The sequence below is a fragment of the Streptomyces sp. SAI-135 genome, from assembly GCF_029893805.1.
Lineage (GTDB): Bacteria > Actinomycetota > Actinomycetes > Streptomycetales > Streptomycetaceae > Streptomyces.
On sequence record NZ_JARXYP010000002.1, the window covers coordinates 1,872,665 to 1,890,318 of the forward strand.

Genomic DNA, 17,654 nt, shown 5'->3' on the forward strand with positions numbered 1-17,654 from the left:
CTCACGCCTCCTTCGTCTGGGCGGGGGCGGGGCGGCGGGTGCGGCGCAGCGGCGGCTTGGCACCCAGGCTCTTCGGGTCGAGACCGGACCACTTGCTGCCGCTCGCGAAGAACTTGCGGCGGGCCAGCAGTGTCATGAGCGGCTTGGTGAAGAAGAAGACCACGACGACGTCGAGCACGGTGGTCAGACCGAGCGTGAACGCGAAGCCCTGGACCTTGCCGACCGTCACGATGAACAGCACCGCGGCGGCGAGGAACGACACGAAGTCGGAGACCAGGATGGTGCGCCGGGCACGCGGCCAGGCCCGCTCGACGGCGGGGCGCAGCGAGCGGCCCTCGCGGATCTCGTCCCGGATGCGTTCGAAGTACACGATGAACGAGTCCGCGGTGATACCGATCGCGACGATGGCACCGCACACGGCCGGCAGGTTCAGCGCGAAGCCGATCGTCGGGCCGAGCAGCGACATGATCACGTAGGTGAGGATGCCGGAGACGAGCAGCGAGGCCATGGCGACGAGCGAGAGGCCCCGGTAGTACGCGACCAGGTAGACCACGACCAGCAGGAGGCCGATGGCACCGGCGAGGAGACCGGCGTGCAGCTGGTCACCGCCGAGCGCCGCGGTCACCGTGGTCACGCTCTGCTCCTGGAAGGAGAGCGGGAGGGCGCCGTACGACAGCATGTTGGCGAGGTTCTGGGCCTCGTCCTGCGTGAAGCTGCCGGAGATCTGGGCGTTGCCGCCGGTGATCGAGGAGCTGACGTAGGGGCTGGAGACGACCTCGCCGTCGAGGACGATGCCGAACTCGTTCTGCGGCTGGGCGTTCTTCGCGAGCTGGCCCGTGATGTCCGCGAACTTCTTGGCGCCCTTGCTGTTGAAGGTCATGGTGACCTGCCAGCCGGCCGCGGTCTGCGTGTCGAAGACCGCCTGGGCCTTCTTGACCTCGGTGCCGTCGACGGCGGCCGGGCCGAGCAGGTACTTGTACCAGACGCCGGAGATCTCGCCGCAGCCGACAGTGGTCGCGCCCGGCTTGGCGCCCTCGCCCGCGGTGGTGCGCTGGGCCTTCTTGGAGCAGTCCAGGGCGGCGTACTGGGCCTGGATCTTGGCGTCGGCCGAGGAAGTGTCGGCGCCGCCGGTGGCGGAGGCGGACGGGGACGCGGAGCTCGACGCGCTCGCGGACGCGGACGGCGTGGAGTCGGCCTTCAGCGCGTCCGTGACGGCGCGGCCCTGCGAGGTGGCGGAGGCCGACGGGGAGGACGACGAGGTCGCCTTCTCGCCCGTGGAGCCGGACTTGCTCGCGGAGGGGCTCGGCGAGGCGGTCGAGGAGCCGCTGGCGGACGGGCTCGGCGACGCCGCGGCGCTGCCGGTGGCCTCCTGGGCCAGGACCGGACGGAAGTACAGCTTGGCGGTGGTGCCGACCTGGTCGCGGGCCTCCTTGGAGTTGGTGCCCTTGGGGATGTTCACGATGATGTTGCGATCACCCTGGGTCTGCACCTCCGCCTCGGAGACGCCCAGGCCGTTGACACGGCGGTTCATGATGTCGACCGCGGTGTCCATGTTGGCCTTGTTGATCGCGGACCCCTGGTCGGCCTTGGCCTCCAGCGTGATGCTGGTGCCTCCGGCGAGGTCGATGCCGAGGCGCGGGGTGGTGTGTCCGGACAGGAACATTCCACCGGTGAGCGCCACGATGGCGATCAGGATCAGGGCCAGCGCGCGCCCTGGCTTGCTCTGGGCACTCGCGCTCCGGCCCCTTTTAGGTGCTGCCACCTTCTCGTACTCCCTCTCGGGCCGCTCTCGCGCCGGGTCGGCGTGCGGGCGGCCATGACTGGTGTCGGGATCCCCGTGCGAGACGCGCAGCTCCGGGGCGCGCGGAGCTGGTCCGCGCGCCCCGGAGTGCGACTACTTCGCGCCGGAGTCGCCGTCGGTCTTCTTCGGCTCGTCGTCCGGCTTCGCCTCGGCGGCCTCGGTCTCGGCGTCGGCCTCGGCGGGCGCGTCGGCGGCGGGCTCCTCGACCGCGTCCTTCTTACCGAGGTCGACGGACTTCTCGTCGGAGGCGGCGGCAGCTTCGTCGGCGGACTCGGCGGTCTCGGTGAGGGAGGAGGCGTCGTCGGGAACGACGTCGGCGTCGGACTTCAGGTCGTGCTCGATGCCGTGGACGATGCGGTTGTACTCGTCGTCGGTCAGTACGGCACCGATGGCGTTCTTCGCGAAGAGCAGTTCCACGCCCGGGCCCGCGTCGAGGAGGACGGTGTCGTCGTTGACCTCCTTGACGGTCGCGTACATGCCCCCGATCGTGCGGACGCCGCTGCCGGGCTGCATTTCGTTCCGCATGGTGGCGGCCTGCTGCTGCTTCTTCTTGGCCGACCGGGTCATCAGGAACATGGCCCCGATGAGCACGATGAACGGGAGGAGGGTCACGAGACTCACGGGTCGGAACTTCCTTCACGCGACCGCGATGGTGAGCGGCCTATTGGTTGGGGGTGTGTGCACCGCCGACAAGGGCGGCATCGGCGGAGTCTAAGCGAGTCCGCGCGCAGGGAACAACGCTCAGCATCGCACCTGGGTTCCGGACCGGGCCAATGCTTGGCCGTCACAAAGACATCACGTCCCGAACAGGTCCTGTTGTCCGTTTCCGGTGGACGCCGAGCGGGGCGGGGTGAGGCCGAGATGCGCCCATGCGGCGGGCGTGGCGACCCGGCCGCGCGGGGTGCGGGCGAGCAGCCCCTCCCGGACGAGGAAGGGCTCGGCCACTTCCTCGACGGTCTCGCGCTCCTCCCCCACCGCGACCGCGAGCGTGGACAGGCCGACCGGGCCGCCGCCGAACAGCTTGAGCAGGGCCTCCAGGACTCCGCGGTCGAGGCGGTCCAGGCCGCGGGCGTCGACCTCGTAGACCTTCAGGGCGGCCGCGGCGATGTCGCGGGTGATGATGCCGTCGGCCTTGACCTGGGCGTAGTCACGCACCCGGCGCAGCAGGCGGTTGGCGATACGGGGCGTGCCGCGGGAGCGTCCGGCGATCTCGGCGGCGCCGTCGGAGCCGATCTCGACGTCGAGCAGATGGGCCGAACGGTGGATGACCCGCTCCAGCTCGGCGGGCTCGTAGAACTCCATGTGCGCGGTGAAGCCGAAGCGGTCGCGCAAGGGGGGCGGCAGCAGGCCCGCGCGCGTGGTGGCGCCGACCAGGGTGAACGGGGGCAGCTCCAGCGGGATGGCGGTGGCGCCGGGGCCCTTGCCGACGATGACGTCGACGCGGAAGTCCTCCATCGCCATGTAGAGCATCTCCTCGGCGGGCCGCGACATGCGGTGGATCTCGTCGAGGAAGAGGACCTCTCCCTCCTGGAGGGAGGAGAGGATCGCGGCGAGGTCGCCCGCGTGCTGGATGGCGGGGCCGGAGGTGATGCGGATGGGGGCGCCCATCTCGGCCGCGATGATCATCGAGAGGGTGGTCTTGCCGAGGCCGGGGGCACCGGAGAGCAGCACGTGGTCGGCGGTGGCGCCGCGCGCGCGTGCGGCCCTCAGGACCAGGTCGAGCTGTTCGCGGACCTTCTCCTGGCCGATGAACTCGTCCAGGTCCTTGGGGCGCAGGGCGGCCTCGACGGCCTGGTCCTCACGGTCGGCGGACGCACCGACGAGCCGCTCGGCGGCGGTGTCGTCGGTGGTGTCGTCCCAGTTCACTGACGTCTCCTAGCGGGCGCGGTTCAGGGTTTGCAGGGCGGCCTTGAGCAGTTGGCCGACCTGGGGCGTGCCCTCGGCCGCCTCCGCCTGCGGGGTCACGGCGGTGACGGCCTCGTCGGCCTCGCGCGTGGCGTATCCGAGGCCGATCAGGGCGGCGTGCAGCTGGTCGCGCCAGCCCTGGGTGACCGGGGCGCCGATCGCGGGGGCGCCGATCGGCTCGCCGAGCCGGTCCTTGAGCTCCAGGAGCAGCTTCTGGGCGCCCTTCTTGCCGATGCCCGGCACCGCGATGAGCGCCTTCTCGTCGCCGGTGGCCACCGCTCGGCGCAGCGCGTCCGGCGCGTGCACGGCCAGCATGGCCTGGGCCAGCCGGGGACCGACTCCGCTGGCGGTCTGGAGCAGCTCGAACACCTGGCGCTCGTCGTCGTCGACGAAGCCGTAGAGGGTCAGCGAGTCCTCCCGTACGACAAGGGAGGTGGCGAGCTTGGCCGGCTGGCCGAGGCGGAGGGTCGAGAGCGTGTTCGGCGTGCATTGCACGGCCATGCCGACACCGCCGACCTCGACCACCGCGGTGTCGGGAGCGAGTGCGGCGACTATGCCGCTGACGAACGCGATCATGCGAGACGGCCTTTCGATGCTGCTTTGGCGGTGTGCAGGGCGACGGCCTGCTGGAGTCGGTTCTGGGCGGGCGCGCGCCAGATGTGGCAGATGGCGAGGGCGAGGGCGTCGGCGGCGTCGGCGGGCCTGGGCGGGGCGTCGAGTCGCAGCAGGCGGGTCACCATGGCGCCGACCTGGGCCTTGTCGGCGCGGCCGCTGCCGGTGACGGCGGCCTTGACCTCGCTCGGGGTGTGCAGGGCGACCGGGATGCCGCGGCGGGCCGCGCACAGCATGGCGACGGCGCTGGCCTGGGCGGTGCCCATCACGGTACGGACGTTGTGCTGGCTGAACACCCGCTCCACGGCCACGCATTCGGGCCGGTGCTCGTCCAGCCACTGCTCGATGCCCTGCTCGACGGCGACCAGCCGCTGTCCCAACTCGGCGTCCACGGGCGTGCGGACGACCCCGACGCCGATCATCGTGAGCGGACGGCCGGCGACCCCCTCGACCACGCCGACTCCGCATCGCGTGAGACCGGGGTCCACCCCGAGTACGCGCACCGTGCCCCCTCCCTCTCGCTCGCCTGTTTGTGCAGGCTATCTGCTGGCACCGACAACGGCGGCGGGCCGGTGGGGTGTGTCCCACCGGCCCGCCGGAGCCGCTCAGTTCGCGACAGCGCTACGCGTCGACCTTCTCCATGACCTCGTCGCTCACGTCGAAGTTGGCGAAGACGTTCTGCACGTCGTCGCTGTCCTCCAGGGCGTCGATCAGCTTGAAGATCTTCCTGGCGCCCTCCTCGTCCAGCTCGACCTGCATGGTCGGGACGAAGTTGGCGTCGGCGGAGTCGTAGTCGATCCCGGCGTCCTGGAGGGCGGTGCGGACGGCGACCAGGTCGGTGGCCTCGCTGAGCACCTCGAAGGACTCGCCCAGGTCGTTGACTTCCTCGGCGCCCGCGTCCAGGACGGCGGCGAGGACGTCGTCCTCGGTCAGCTCGCCCTTGGGGACGATGACGACGCCCTTGCGGTTGAAGAGGTACGACACCGAGCCGGGGTCGGCCATGGAGCCGCCGTTGCGGGTCATGGCGACACGGACGTCGGAGGCGGCACGGTTGCGGTTGTCGGTGAGGCACTCGATGAGCACCGCGACGCCGTTCGGACCGTAGCCCTCGTACATGATCGTCTCGTAGTCGGCGCCGCCGGCCTCGAGACCGCCACCGCGCTTGATCGCGGAGTCGATGTTCTTGTTCGGAACGGACGACTTCTTCGCCTTCTGCACGGCGTCGTACAGCGTCGGATTGCCGTCGAGGTCGACGCCGCCCATGCGCGCCGCGACCTCGATGTTCTTGATCAGCTTCGCGAAGAGCTTGCCGCGCTTGGCATCGATCACGGCCTTCTTGTGCTTCGTCGTGGCCCATTTAGAGTGGCCGGACATCTGCCTGTCTCCTTCGCGTAACCCATCTCTGCAACCAACGCCTGAGATCCTACAAGGACTCCCGCGTCCGGTACGCGCGCACCATGTCGACAAAGAGAGAGTGCACGCGGTGGTCGCCCGTCAGTTCCGGGTGGAACGACGTGGCGAGCGCGTTGCCCTGGCGGACCGCGACGATGTGGCCGTCGTGCTCGGCGAGCACCTCGGCCTCGGCGCCTACCGACTCCACCCAGGGGGCGCGGATGAAGACGCCCTCCACAGGATCGCCCGGAACGCCCTTGACGTCGACGGCGGCCTCGAAGGACTCGTTCTGCCGTCCGAAGGCGTTGCGGCGCACGATCATGTCGATGCCGCCGATCGTCTCCTGGCCCGAGCGCGGGTCGAGGATCTTGTCGGCCAGCATGATCAGGCCCGCGCAGGTGCCGTAGACGGGCATGCCGTCGCGCACGCGCGCGCGGAGGGGCTCCATCACGCCGAACAGAACGGCCAGCTTGGAGATGGTGGTGGACTCGCCGCCGGGGATGACGAGGCCGTCCACCTCGGAGAGTTCGTCCGGGCGCCGCACCGGCCTGGCCACGGCGTCGGCCGCGGCCAGGGCGACGAGGTGCTCCCGGACGTCGCCCTGGAGGGCCAGGACGCCGATGACAGGAGTGCTCATGAGTGTTACCAGCCGCGGTTGGCGTAGCGCTCGGTCTCGGGGAGGGTGTCGCAGTTGATGCCGACCATGGCCTCGCCGAGGTTGCGGGACGCGTCCGCGATGATCTTCGGGTCGTCGTAGAAGGTGGTGGCCTTCACGATGGCGGCGGCGCGCTTGGCCGGGTCGCCGGACTTGAAGATGCCGGAGCCGACGAAGACGCCCTCGGCGCCGAGCTGGCGCATCAGCGCGGCGTCGGCCGGGGTGGCGACACCGCCGGCGGAGAACAGCACCACGGGGAGCTTGCCGAGCTCGGCGACCTCCTTGACCAGCTCGTACGGGGCGCGCAGCTCCTTGGCGGCGGCGTACAGCTCGTGGTTGTCGAAGCCGCGCAGCCTGGCGATCTCGTTCTTGATCTGGCGCAGGTGGCGGACGGCCTCGACGACGTTGCCCGTGCCGGCCTCGCCCTTGGAGCGGATCATGGCCGCGCCCTCGGCGATGCGGCGCAGGGCCTCGCCCAGGTTGGTGGCACCGCAGACGAAGGGGGTCGTGAAGGACCACTTGTCGGAGTGGTTGACCTCGTCGGCCGGGGTGAGGACCTCGGACTCGTCGATGTAGTCGACGCCGAGCGACTGCAGGACCTGGGCCTCGACGAAGTGGCCGATGCGGGACTTCGCCATGACCGGGATGGACACGGCCTCGATGATGCCCTCGATCATGTCCGGGTCGGACATGCGGGCCACGCCGCCGTCCTTGCGGATGTCGGCGGGCACCCGCTCCAGGGCCATGACGGCGACGGCGCCCGCGTCCTCCGCGATCTTCGCCTGCTCCGGCGTGACGACGTCCATGATCACGCCGCCCTTGAGCTGCTCCGCCATACCGCGCTTCACGCGCGCGGTGCCGGTCTCGGGAGCCTGGTTCTCGGTGCTGGACACGGGTTGACCTCGCTGAAGTGAAAGGGGATTACTGCAGCACCGAGGAAACGTCACCGGAGCAGGCCACAGCAAGGGCCAATGGAGAGCCGGTGGATCGTTTTTGCTGCTACGAGCGGCGCAGATGGGCGGCACAGAGTCCCTGCGGGGCGCCGGTCGCTACGCCCGGTCCACCAAGGCCGCGGGGGGTTCGTCGTCCATCTCGAAGGCCATCGGGAAGGGGGCGTGGCCGGCCAGGCGGAACCAGCGGACCTTGCGGTGCTGGCGCAGGCGGCGGGCGGCGCCGACGGCGTCGTTGTGGAAGCGGCGGGCCATCGGTACCCGCCGCACCGCCTCGGTGAGCTCGTGGGCGGCCGCCTCTCCCCCGGGCGCCTCGCGCACCGCCTCCACCTGGGCGGGCTCCGCGAACACGGCCCTCAGTGCATGGCTCAGCTCGCTCTCGGCGACCTCCCGCTGCTCCTCCTCGGCCTGCCGGGCGGCGTGCGCGGCCTCGTACAGGACGATCGACGCGGCCGGGTCGAGCACGCCCGAGGTGGCCAGTTCCTGGGCCACGGAGGCCCGGCGGAGCAACTGCGCGTCCAGGCCCGCCCGCGTGGCGTCGATCCGGGCGTGCAGCCGGTCGAGACGGCCCGCGGTCCAGCTCAGATAAAGGCCGATCGCGACGAGCGCGACGAGGATCCAGATGAGGGTGGGAGTCACGGGCAGCAAGGCTATCGGGGCGGGCCGGTGCGGTATGCGGCAGGCAGGAGAGCCAGTCGGCGCCACCGCCCGGCACCCGGGCGGGAGGGCGGGTCAGCGAGCCAATTGACAGCCGTGCACACCGCCCGCACTTCACCCAAGCGCCCGCCCAGCCTCCACCCCGCCGCGATCAGTCCCCCCGACGGGTCAGCCGGTCCGGTGGCAGCCGGGCACACCGCCCGCGCCACGCTCACGCGCCCGCCCAGCCTCCACCCCACCGCGATCAGTCCCACCCAGCGAGTCAGCCGGTCCGGTGGCAGCCGGGCACACCGCCCGCGCCACGCTCACTCGCCCGCCCAGCCTCCACCCCACCGCGATCAGTCCCACCCGACGGGTCAGCGATCCGGTGGCAGCCGGGCACACCGCCCGCGCCACGCTCACTCGCCCGCCCAGCCTCCACCCCACCGCGATCAGTCCCACCCGACGGGTCAGCGATCCGGTGGCAGCCGGGCACACCGCCCGCGCCACGCTCACTCGCCCGCCCAGCCTCCACCCCACCGCGATCAGCCCCGCCCGGCGAGTCAGCCGGTCCGGTGGCAGCCGTGCCCACCGCCCGCGCCACGCTCACGCACCCTCTCGCCGCGATCAGTCCCGCGCCAGCCCCAGCCGTGCCCTCAGGCCCGTCACCCGGTCGTCGTCCGCCGCCGCCACCGCCGCCGCGCCCGACGTGACCGTCTCGTAGACCGACAGGATGTCCGCCCCGACGGTGGACCAGTCGAACCGGCGGACATGCGCGCTGCCGCGTTCGCGCAGCTCGGCCAGTCTCACCGGGTCGCCGAGCAGTCGTACCGCCGCCTCCGCCAGCGCGTCCGCGTCCTCGTTGGCGAAGAGCTCGCCCGCCGTGCCGTGGTCCAGGACCTGGGCGAAGGCGTCCAGGTCCGACGCCAGCACCGGAGCCCCCGCCGACATGGCCTCGACCAGGATGATCCCGAAGCTCTCACCGCCGGTGTTGGGGGCGACGTACAGGTCGACGCTGCGCAGGAAGCGGGCCTTGTCCTCGTCGCTGACCATGCCGAGGAACTCCACACGCGCGCGCAGCTCTTCGGGGAGCGACTCCACCGCCTCCTCCTCGTCACCGCGCCCGGCGACCAGGAGCCGTGTCTGCGGGCGTGCGGCAAGGATTTTCGGCAGGGCCCTCATCAGCACCGGCAGGCCCTTGCGGGGTTCGTCGATGCGGCCCATGAATCCGATCGTGTCGCCCTGCCATTCCGGCTTCGGCTCGGCCTTGGCGAAGAAGTCGACGTCCACGCCGTTGGGGATCACCACCGCGTCGCCGCCGAGGTGTTCGACGAGCGTACGGCGGGCGTACTCGCTGACGGCGATCCGCGCGCTGATCTTCTCCAGGGCGGCCTGGAGGATCGAGTACGCGGCGACCATGACCCGGGAGCGCGGGTTCGAGGTGTGGAAGGTGGCGACGATCGGCCCCTGCGCGGCCCAGCAGGTCAGCAGACCGAGCGACGGCGAGGACGGCTCATGGATGTGGACCACGTCGAACTCGCCGTCGTGCAGCCAGCGGCGCACCCGTGCCGCCGACAGGAAACCGAAGCTCAGCCTGGCCACCGAGCCGTTGTACGGCACCGGCACCGCGCGGCCGGCCGAGACGACGTACGGCGGCAGCGGGGTGTCGTCGTCGGCCGGGGCGAGGACGGACACCTCGTGGCCGAGGCGGATGAAGTACTCGGCGAGATCACGGATGTGGAACTGGACGCCACCGGGCACATCCCATGAGTACGGGCAGACGATGCCGATCCTCACGGGCGGGCTCCGTCCGACGGCCGGGGTTCGAGGTCCTTCAACCACAAACGCTGCAGCATGTGCCAGTCCTCCGGATGGTCGGCGATCCCGGTGGCGAAGGCATCGGCCAGCGCCTGTGCCATGACAGACGTCTTTTCGGCCCGTGTACCTGTCTCGGGTACCTCGACCGGGGGGTGCACCCTCCCCTGCATGACGGGCGAGTCGTCGTACCAGAGTGTCACCGGCAGCAGCAGCGCGCCCGTCTGCTGGGCCAGCAGGGCCGGGCCCGCGGGGATGCGGGTCGCCTCGCCGAAGAACCGGACCTCCACGCCGGAGGACGACAGGTCGCGCTCGGCCACCAGGCAGACCAGGCCGCCGTCGCGCAGCCGTCTGGCCAGCGTGCCGAAGGCGGTGCCTCCGCTGTGCGGGAGGACCTCCATGCCGAGGCCCTCGCGGTAGGCGACGAAACGGTCGTACAGCGTCTCGGGCTTGAGCCGTTCGGCGACCGTGGTGAACGGGGTCTCCAGTTTGGTGGTGACCCAGGCGCCGGCGAGGTCCCAGTTGGCCATGTGCGGGAGCGCGAGGACGACGCCCTTGCCGGCGGCGAGCCCCTCGGTGAGGTGGTGCAGGCCCTTGGGGTCGAAACCGTTCCTGATGCGCTCCTTGCTCCACGCGGGCAACCGGAAGGACTCCATCCAGTAGCGCAGGTACGACCGCATGCCCGCGCGCGAGAGCTCGGCGAGGCGCTCGGGGCTCGCGTCGGGCACCACGCGCGCGTAGTTGCTCTCCAGGCGCAGCACGCCCTTGCCGCGCTGTCTCCAGGCCAGGTCGGCGATGCTCCGGCCGAGGCGCACGGCGACCGGCTCGGGGAGCTTCTTGACCACGCCCCAGCCGAGACCGTACAGCGAGTCCGTCAGCCGCTCCTGGGCACTCACTTCGCGGCCTCGCTCCCCTGCTCCCGGGCCTCTCCGGCAGACGGGCCGGGGGCGGAGGACTGCTCCGCGGCCCCCTCGGCCGCCTCGGCCTCCGCCGACTCCCGGCGGACCGTGACGACCCGCTGGATCAGCGTGATCAGGCTGCCGACGGCGACGATCCACAGCGCGATCGGCAGCAGGTACTGGATGCCGGGCACGCCGAACTTGTGCAGGCCCGCGAGGCCCGCCAGGGTGAGCGCGATCACCAGGCGTTCGGCGCGCTCCACCAGGCCGTTGACGGCGACCGGCAGGCCGATCGACTCGCCACGGGCCTTGGTGTACGACACCACCTGGCCGCTGGCGAGGCAGAAGATGGAGACCGCGCACAGGGCGATGTCGTCGCCGCCGCCCGCGTACCAGAGGGCGAAGCCGCCGAAGATGGCTCCGTCGGCGACCCGGTCGAGGGTGGAGTCCAGGAAGGCACCCCAGCGGCTGGAGCGGCCGAGCTGGCGGGCCATGTTGCCGTCGACGAGGTCGGAGAACACGAACAGCGTGATCACGACCGTGCCCCAGAAGAACTCCCCGATGGGGTAGAAGACCAGCGCGCCCGCGACCACTCCGGCGGTCCCGAGGAGCGTGACCGTGTCGGGACTGACGCCCCTTCTGATCAGAAATGAGGCGAACGGAGTGAGAACACGCGTGAAGAATGCACGCGCGTACTTGTTCAGCATGGCCTTCCCGACGGTCGGTGTGGCCGGCTCGGCCCCTGCTGGCCACCGGCTGGCCCATCGTAGCCACGCGCGCGTGCGGGCGACGGCCGGGCACCCGGAGCCCGTGTCACGGGCCCGCGGCATCCCGGTCACGGCGCGATCGCGTCCTTCGTATGGACGCACCGTGACGGGAGTGGAAAGCTCGAAGGACCGCGGGCGTCACCGGAGCCGCACCGCACGCGGGTCCGCATGTCCGCGCCCACAGAGACCTCACCGTGCACGGGAGGCAAGGCCATGGGCGACAAGGCGAACGCACACCCCGGAGCCGCCGGCAGGGCAACAGCGGCCGACCACCCCGCGTCCGTACGGAATGTGGTGCTGGTCGGCCACTCCGGATCGGGCAAGACGACATTGGTGGAAGCTCTCGCGCTCACCGCGGGAGCAGTGAACCGGGCGGGCCGCGTGGAGGACGGCGGCACCGTCTCGGACTACGACGAGATCGAGCACCGGCAGCAGCGCTCGGTACAGCTCTCCCTGGTGCCCGTCGAATGGGACGGGTACAAGATCAACCTTCTGGACACCCCCGGATACGCCGACTTCGTCGGAGAACTCAGGGCCGGTCTGCGCGCGGCGGACGCGGCCCTTTTCGTCGTCTCGGCCTCGGACGGCGTGGACGGCTCCACGCGCATGGTGTGGGAGGAGTGCGCGGCCGTCGGGATGCCCCGGGCGATCGTCATCACGCATCTGGAGGCCGCGCGGGCGGACTTCGAGGAGATGACGCGGATCTGCGCGGAGGCCTTCGGCGGCGACGACCCCGACGCCGTGCTGCCGCTCTACCTCCCGCTCAGAGGCCCGCAGGGGCCCGACGGGCACGCGCCCGTGACCGGGCTGACCGGACTGCTGTCGCAGAAGCTGTTCGACTACTCCTCCGGGGAGCGCAAGGAGGCCGAGCCCGGCGAGGACCTGCTGCCGGGGATCGAGGAGGCCCGCAACCGGCTGATCGAGGGGATCATCTCGGAGAGCGAGGACGAGACCCTCATGGACCGCTATCTGGGCGGTGAGGAGATCGACTTCAAGACGCTCGTGGAGGACCTGGAGCGGGCCGTGGCGCGCGGGGTGTTCCATCCGGTCCTGGCGGCCGCCCCCGCGGCCGAGGGCGCCAGGCAGGGCCTCGGCACGGTCGAGCTGCTGGAGCTGATCACCGGCGGGTTCCCGACACCGTTCGAGCACCCCACGCCGGGTGTGACGACCATCGACGGCAAGCCTCGTGAGATCAAGGCGTGCGACACCGAGGGGCCGCTGGTCGCGGAGGTCGTGAAGACGGCGTCCGACCCGTATGTCGGCCGGATCTCGCTGGTACGGGTCTTCTCGGGCACCCTGCGCCCCGACGAGACGGTCCATGTCTCCGGGCACGGGCTCGCCGACCGAGGGCACGAGGACCACGACGTCGACGAGCGCATCGGCGCCCTGTCCGCCCCCTTCGGCAAGCAGCAGCGCCAGCTCTCGCACTGCATCGCGGGCGACCTCGCGTGCGTGGCGAAGCTGAGCCGCGCGGAGACGGGCGACACCCTCTCGGCCAAGGACGACCCGCTGCTCATGGAGCCGTGGGAGATGCCCGACCCGCTGCTGCCGCTCGCCATCCAGGCGCACAGCAAGGCGGACGAGGACAAGCTCTCGCAGGGCCTGGCCCGGCTGGTCGCCGAGGACCCCACTATGCGGCTCGAACAGAACCAGGACACCCACCAGGTCGTCCTGTGGTGCCTGGGCGAGGCGCACGCCGACGTGGCCCTGGAACGGCTGCGCAGCCGCTACGGCGTGCAGGTGGACGTCGTACCGCACCGGGTGTCCCTGCGGGAGACCTTCGCCGGCAAGTCGGCCGGGCGCGGGCGGCACGTGAAGCAGTCCGGCGGGCACGGGCAGTACGCCATCTGCGAGATCGAGGTGGAGCCGCTGCCCGGCGGTTCGGGCATCGAGTTCGTGGACAAGGTCGTCGGCGGCGCGGTACCGCGGCAGTTCATCCCCTCCGTCGAGAAGGGCGTACGGGCGCAGGCCGCCAAGGGGGTCGCCACCGGCCACCAGCTCATCGACGTCCGGGTGACGCTCCTGGACGGCAAGGCGCACTCCGTGGACTCCTCGGACGCCGCGTTCCAGACGGCCGGGGCGCTGGCCCTCAGGGAGGCCGCGGCCGACGCCAAGATCCATCTGCTGGAGCCGGTGGCCGAGGTGTCCGTGCTGGTCGGCGACGACTACGTGGGGGCCGTGATGAGCGACCTGTCCGGGCGTCGCGGCCGGGTGCTCGGCACCGAGCAGACCAACGGCGGGCGCACGCTCGTCAAGGCCGAGGTGCCCGAGATCGAGATCGGGCGGTACGCCGTCGACCTCAGGTCCCTGTCGCACGGCACCGCGCGTTTCAGCCGTTCCTACGCGCGGCACGAGCCCATGCCGCCGCAGATCGCCGAAAGGATCCGTGAAGAGGCGCGGGCCGCCTCGTAGTTGGGTTGGGGCGCCGCACAAGTGGCGTCCGGGGCCCCGCGGGTGACGTTTGTGGAACACATCCCTCCGAATCGGCGGGCGGCTTCGGCCGTCCGCCGGTTAATGTCCGTGCGTGCGGATACGCTGATGACCTGATCAACAGGTGTGCGAAGCAAGGAAGTCGGGAAGGCCGCAGTGGGTGAGTCCGGCGGCGATCGGGGGCGGGAATGACCGTTGACAGCGGCTACGCGGACATCTTCGGTCCGCAAGTGCCGCGCACGGGCGACGAGGCGCAGACGGCGACGTTCGCGCTGGCCTCGGCGGCCTATCGGGACAATCCGGTGGAGGAGATCCTCAAGGCCAACAACGAATGGCACGAGTCGGCCGTCAAGGGTGGCCGCAGGTGGGCGAAGATCTTCCGCCCCAACCTGGGCGAGGCGTTCTCCACTGCGGTGATCACCCGCATGCTCGGCGCGGGCCGCAAGCCGCTCATCCAGTCCTTCGGCGCCGAGCCGCAGGTCGTGGTCGAGCACTGTCTCGCGGCGAACAACATCCGCCGGGACAGGGACAACTGGCTGACCGCGGTGATGGTGCTGTGCGGTGTGCTCTTCCTGCCGGGGCTCCTCGTCTGGCTGCTGGTCTTCACACTGCGCACCACCATCGCCAAGCGCGAGGACAACAAGCAGGCGGGCGCGCTCGCCACCGCGCTGCTCGTCGCGATGGGCGCGCTGGCCGTGCTCTTCCTGATCAAGATGCCGTTCACGGGCTTCTGGGGCCTGTACGCACGCGCGTGCGTGGCCCTTCCGGTGGTCGGCTGGTTCTGGGCCAAGCAGATCTGCGAGCGCACCGCGCGGGATCTGCGGGAACGCTGGGCCAGTCTGCTGGCGGGCAGCAGCGTCGGCGCCAAGGTGCCCGAGGCGGTGCCGAGCAACCCCGGCGAGACCGCGGCCGAGCAGCTGCGCCAGTCCCTGGCCACGCTCAGCGCCGAGCAGCAGTCCAACGCGGTCTTCTACGCCGGCCCCAAGGGGATACTCGGCATGGGCACCCGGTGGGGCAGCTGGCAGCTGGCCGAGGACCTGGTGTCTGCCGACCCCACCCGGGAGATCCACCCCTTCCGCAGCTGGGACGTCATCCGCTCCATCCACGACCAGCTGCGCATGCTGGAACGCAACACGATCAACACCGGCGGCTTCCCGAAGCCGTCCGTACGGCACTGGATCGTCACCCCGATCGCCGAGGGCGCGAAGGAGGTGTCCCGGCCCGGGGGCACCGACGTGGACGCCTACCAGGTCAAGTCCCACGCGATACAGGACATCTGCAACAAGCAGCAGTTCGGTGGCGGAGACCGGCACTACCTGGGCGTCCAGTGGACGCTGTGGGAGGGGCAGCTGGTCCTCACGATGCTGATCACGGTGACCGTGCTGCACGAGACGCTGCGCATCGAGGTCACCGGGCACGCGCTCGGGCCGGTGCACGGGCTGTTCACCTCGAAGCCGGCGGCCAAGGAGAAGGAAGTCGCCAAGCAGATCAGGTTCTGGGAGACCAAGAAGATCAAGCTGCCGCTGGTCGACGCGGACGAGGTGGTCCGCCTCGCCGCCCGGGCGCCCCTGACCCGGTACCCCCCGTTGCTCAACTGGCTGGGCGGCTCGCTCGCCCTGCCCGAGCCGTTCGGTCTGCGGCACGCCTGGGCGGACAAGCCGTGGCGGCACCGCTTCATGGCCGACGACGCGCTGCGCGCCGCGACGCCGGTGCTGCGGGTGGTGCACTCCGCGGCGATCCGGGTGCTTCAGGAGAACGGCGTGGACACCGAGAAGTTCGGCACGCGCGCGGGCTTCCTGAGCACGCAGGTGCAGGACGTGTCGCCGCGCAAGGCGGACGTCTACGACGCGTAGGCCTCCGGCGGTTCAGCCGAAATGGGTGCGGGTGGGTCTGGGGTGCGGTCCCTGGGGGCTGCGCCCCCAGACCCCCCTTCGGCCTGCGGCCTCGTCCTCAAACGCCGGACGGGCTGAAAGATGCCGGCCCGCTGAAGGATGAATGCCCGGCCAGGATCACGACGCCGGCCAGGCCTCCGACAGCATCTTGCGGGTGTCGCCGAGGAGCTGCGGCAGCACCTTCGTGTGGCCGACGACCGGCATGAAGTTCGTGTCGCCGCCCCAGCGCGGGACGATGTGCTGGTGCAGGTGGGCGGCGATACCGGCGCCGGCGACCGTGCCCTGGTTCATGCCGATGTTGAAGCCGTGCGCCCCGGAGGCCGTCCGGAGCGCCGTCATCGCCTGCTTGGTCAGCGCCGCCAGCTCGGCGGTCTCCGGGTCCGTGAGGTCGGTGTAGTCGGCCACGTGACGGTAGGGCACGACCATCAGGTGGCCGCCGGTGTAGGGGTAGAGGTTGAGCACCGCGTACACCAGCCCGCCGCGCCGGACGATCAGGCCGTCCTCGTCGGACTTGGCCGGAATCGAGCAGAAGGGGCAGCCGTCGTCGGCGCCCGGGCCGGTCGGCTTGTTCTCGCCCTGGATGTAGGCCATCCGGTGGGGTGTCCACAGACGCTGGAACGCGTCCTGCGTCCCCACTCCCAACTGCTGCTCCGGCTCACTCGTCATGCAAAGCAGCATATGGCTTCGCCCGTTCGCGCCGTGTCGGCGGGGTTGTGGGAAAAGCAGTCCGGGCCAAGCTGGGCGGGTGGACGACGACAGCGGCGCGCGCCCCGGCGGCGAGGGCCCCGAGACCGACGGCACGGACGCACGCCGACCGCGGGGCGACGCTGCCCGCGGGCCCCATGACGACGCCGCCCGCGGGTACGAGGGACAGAGCACGGCCGGTGACGGGACCCAGGTGCCCGGCAAGCACACGGACCAGGGCACGGGAGGGGATGAGACGGCCCATGGCGCCGGCAGGCCCGAACGCCCCGCTGTACGGGGCGACCGACCCCACGCCACCGGCACACACGCGGACCAGGACCCCGCAGGCGACCAGCCCCACAGCCCAGCTGATCACCAGCGCCCCGGCCGCCAGGAACCCCGGTCCCCGGACCACGCCGGTCACCACCCCCGCCCCGCCGACGAACCCGGGCCCCGCAACCCCGCCTGGCACCAGGGCCGCAGCACGTCGGACCCCGCCGCCCACCGTCGGCCCCCCGGCCACCCGGCCCGCGCCGGAACCCCCGGCCCCGCCCACCCCCACACCGCCTGGGAGCAGCACGTCGAGATTCCGCTCGCCGTCGCCTCCCTCGCCTTCCTCGCCGCCTACGCGCTGCGCGTCCTGGCCCCCGGTCTTCCGCAGGCCGTGCTCGACCTGTGTCTGGCGGTGACGCTGGCCGCGTGGGCGCTGTTCGCCGTCGACTACGCGGTCCGCTGGCGCCTCAGCGGGCAGCGGCTGCGTTTCGTACGGACGCATGTGCTGGACACCGTGGTCCTGCTCCTGCCGCTGCTGCGGCCGCTCAGGGTGGTGAAGGTGTACGAGACCGTGCTGCGCCGCCGTGGGCGGCCCCGCCTCGCCCTGCACGCCCGCGTGATGGCGTACTCCGGTCTGTCGACCCTTCTGCTGGGCTTCGCCGGTGCCCTCGCCGTGTACCAGCAGGAACGCCACGCCCCTGGTACCACCATGCCCACCTTCGGCGACGCCGTCTGGTGGACCTGCGCCACCCTGACCACCGTCGGCTACGGCGACGTCACCCCGGTCACCCCGCTGGGACGGCTGATCGCGGTCGGCGTGATGATGATCGGGATGGCCCTGCTCGCCGCGGTGACCGGCACCTTCGCCTCCTGGCTGCTCCAGGTGTTCTCGCGGGAGGACGACGAGAGGCCCCCGGGGAGCTGAACTCCCCGAGGGCCCCGT

General features: G+C 71.2%; 15 protein-coding genes and 1 pseudogene. 3 read left to right on the top strand and 13 right to left on the bottom strand.

What is annotated here, in order from left to right; translation table 11 throughout:
* Nucleotide 1: 1 nt before the first annotated feature.
* The 12 genes and pseudogenes from secD to pgsA form a co-directional block, all read right to left on the bottom strand.
* Nucleotides 2–1,762, bottom strand: a complete 1,761-nt coding sequence (secD, locus tag M2163_RS12880) for a protein translocase subunit SecD (RefSeq protein WP_280852642.1) — start codon at nt 1,760–1,762, stop codon at nt 2–4.
* A 132-nt stretch (nt 1,763–1,894) separates the two neighbouring features.
* Nucleotides 1,895–2,422, bottom strand: a complete 528-nt coding sequence (yajC, locus tag M2163_RS12885) for a preprotein translocase subunit YajC (protein WP_280894023.1) — start codon at nt 2,420–2,422, stop codon at nt 1,895–1,897.
* A gap of 174 nt (nt 2,423–2,596) precedes the next feature.
* Nucleotides 2,597–3,667 carry a Holliday junction branch migration DNA helicase RuvB gene (ruvB, locus tag M2163_RS12890; protein ID WP_280852640.1) on the bottom strand — a complete coding sequence of 357 codons (1,071 nt, stop codon included), beginning with the start codon at nt 3,665–3,667 and terminating at the stop codon, nt 2,597–2,599.
* Nucleotides 3,668–3,676: 9 nt separating this feature from the next.
* Nucleotides 3,677–4,282, bottom strand: a complete 606-nt coding sequence (gene ruvA, locus M2163_RS12895) for a Holliday junction branch migration protein RuvA (RefSeq protein ID WP_280894024.1) — start codon at nt 4,280–4,282, stop codon at nt 3,677–3,679.
* Nucleotides 4,279–4,821: a crossover junction endodeoxyribonuclease RuvC gene (gene ruvC / locus M2163_RS12900; protein ID WP_280894025.1), complete on the bottom strand. Its 543-nt coding sequence runs from the start codon at nt 4,819–4,821 to the stop codon at nt 4,279–4,281. The genes ruvA and ruvC overlap by 4 nt, the downstream gene beginning before the upstream one ends.
* Nucleotides 4,822–4,939: 118 nt before the next feature.
* The gene (locus M2163_RS12905; protein WP_280852637.1) at nt 4,940–5,692 is read right to left on the bottom strand and encodes a YebC/PmpR family DNA-binding transcriptional regulator; all 753 of its coding nucleotides are present in this window, start codon (nt 5,690–5,692) and stop codon (nt 4,940–4,942) included.
* A gap of 49 nt (nt 5,693–5,741) precedes the next feature.
* Nucleotides 5,742–6,347: a pyridoxal 5'-phosphate synthase glutaminase subunit PdxT gene (gene pdxT, locus M2163_RS12910; protein ID WP_280894026.1), complete on the bottom strand. Its 606-nt coding sequence runs from the start codon at nt 6,345–6,347 to the stop codon at nt 5,742–5,744.
* Nucleotides 6,348–6,352: 5 nt separating this feature from the next.
* On the bottom strand, nt 6,353–7,258 hold the full coding sequence (pdxS, locus tag M2163_RS12915; RefSeq protein ID WP_020138065.1) for a pyridoxal 5'-phosphate synthase lyase subunit PdxS: 906 nt from the start codon (nt 7,256–7,258) through the stop codon (nt 6,353–6,355).
* 156 nt (nt 7,259–7,414) lie between these two features.
* Nucleotides 7,415–7,954, bottom strand: a complete 540-nt coding sequence (locus M2163_RS12920; RefSeq protein ID WP_280852635.1) for a hypothetical protein — start codon at nt 7,952–7,954, stop codon at nt 7,415–7,417.
* 624 nt (nt 7,955–8,578) lie between these two features.
* Nucleotides 8,579–9,748 (bottom strand): glycosyltransferase family 4 protein, encoded by a 1,170-nt coding sequence (locus tag M2163_RS12925; protein ID WP_280852634.1) that lies wholly within the window; start codon nt 9,746–9,748, stop codon nt 8,579–8,581.
* Nucleotides 9,745–10,662, bottom strand: coding sequence for a phosphatidylinositol mannoside acyltransferase (locus M2163_RS12930; protein WP_280852633.1), 918 nt, complete (start codon nt 10,660–10,662; stop codon nt 9,745–9,747). The genes M2163_RS12925 and M2163_RS12930 overlap by 4 nt, the downstream gene beginning before the upstream one ends.
* Nucleotides 10,659–11,430 (bottom strand): annotated as a pseudogene (gene pgsA, locus M2163_RS12935) (phosphatidylinositol phosphate synthase). Before pgsA ends, M2163_RS12930 begins: the two are co-directional and overlap by 4 nt.
* A gap of 215 nt (nt 11,431–11,645) precedes the next feature.
* Here pgsA and M2163_RS12940 point away from each other — a divergent pair.
* Complete coding sequence (locus tag M2163_RS12940) at nt 11,646–13,844, top strand: elongation factor G-like protein EF-G2 (protein ID WP_280854252.1); 2,199 nt, start codon at nt 11,646–11,648, stop codon at nt 13,842–13,844.
* A gap of 206 nt (nt 13,845–14,050) precedes the next feature.
* A complete protein-coding gene (locus tag M2163_RS12945; protein WP_280852631.1) occupies nt 14,051–15,715 on the top strand; it encodes a hypothetical protein in 1,665 nt (554 codons plus the stop codon).
* A gap of 156 nt (nt 15,716–15,871) precedes the next feature.
* Here M2163_RS12945 and M2163_RS12950 read toward each other — a convergent pair whose 3' ends face one another.
* The gene (locus M2163_RS12950; RefSeq protein WP_280894027.1) at nt 15,872–16,432 is read right to left on the bottom strand and encodes an HIT domain-containing protein; all 561 of its coding nucleotides are present in this window, start codon (nt 16,430–16,432) and stop codon (nt 15,872–15,874) included.
* Between the two features lie 592 nt (nt 16,433–17,024).
* Between M2163_RS12950 and M2163_RS12955 the strand changes: the two genes are divergently transcribed.
* On the top strand, nt 17,025–17,636 hold the full coding sequence (locus M2163_RS12955) for a potassium channel family protein (RefSeq protein WP_280897251.1): 612 nt from the start codon (nt 17,025–17,027) through the stop codon (nt 17,634–17,636).
* Nucleotides 17,637–17,654: the final 18 nt, after the last annotated feature.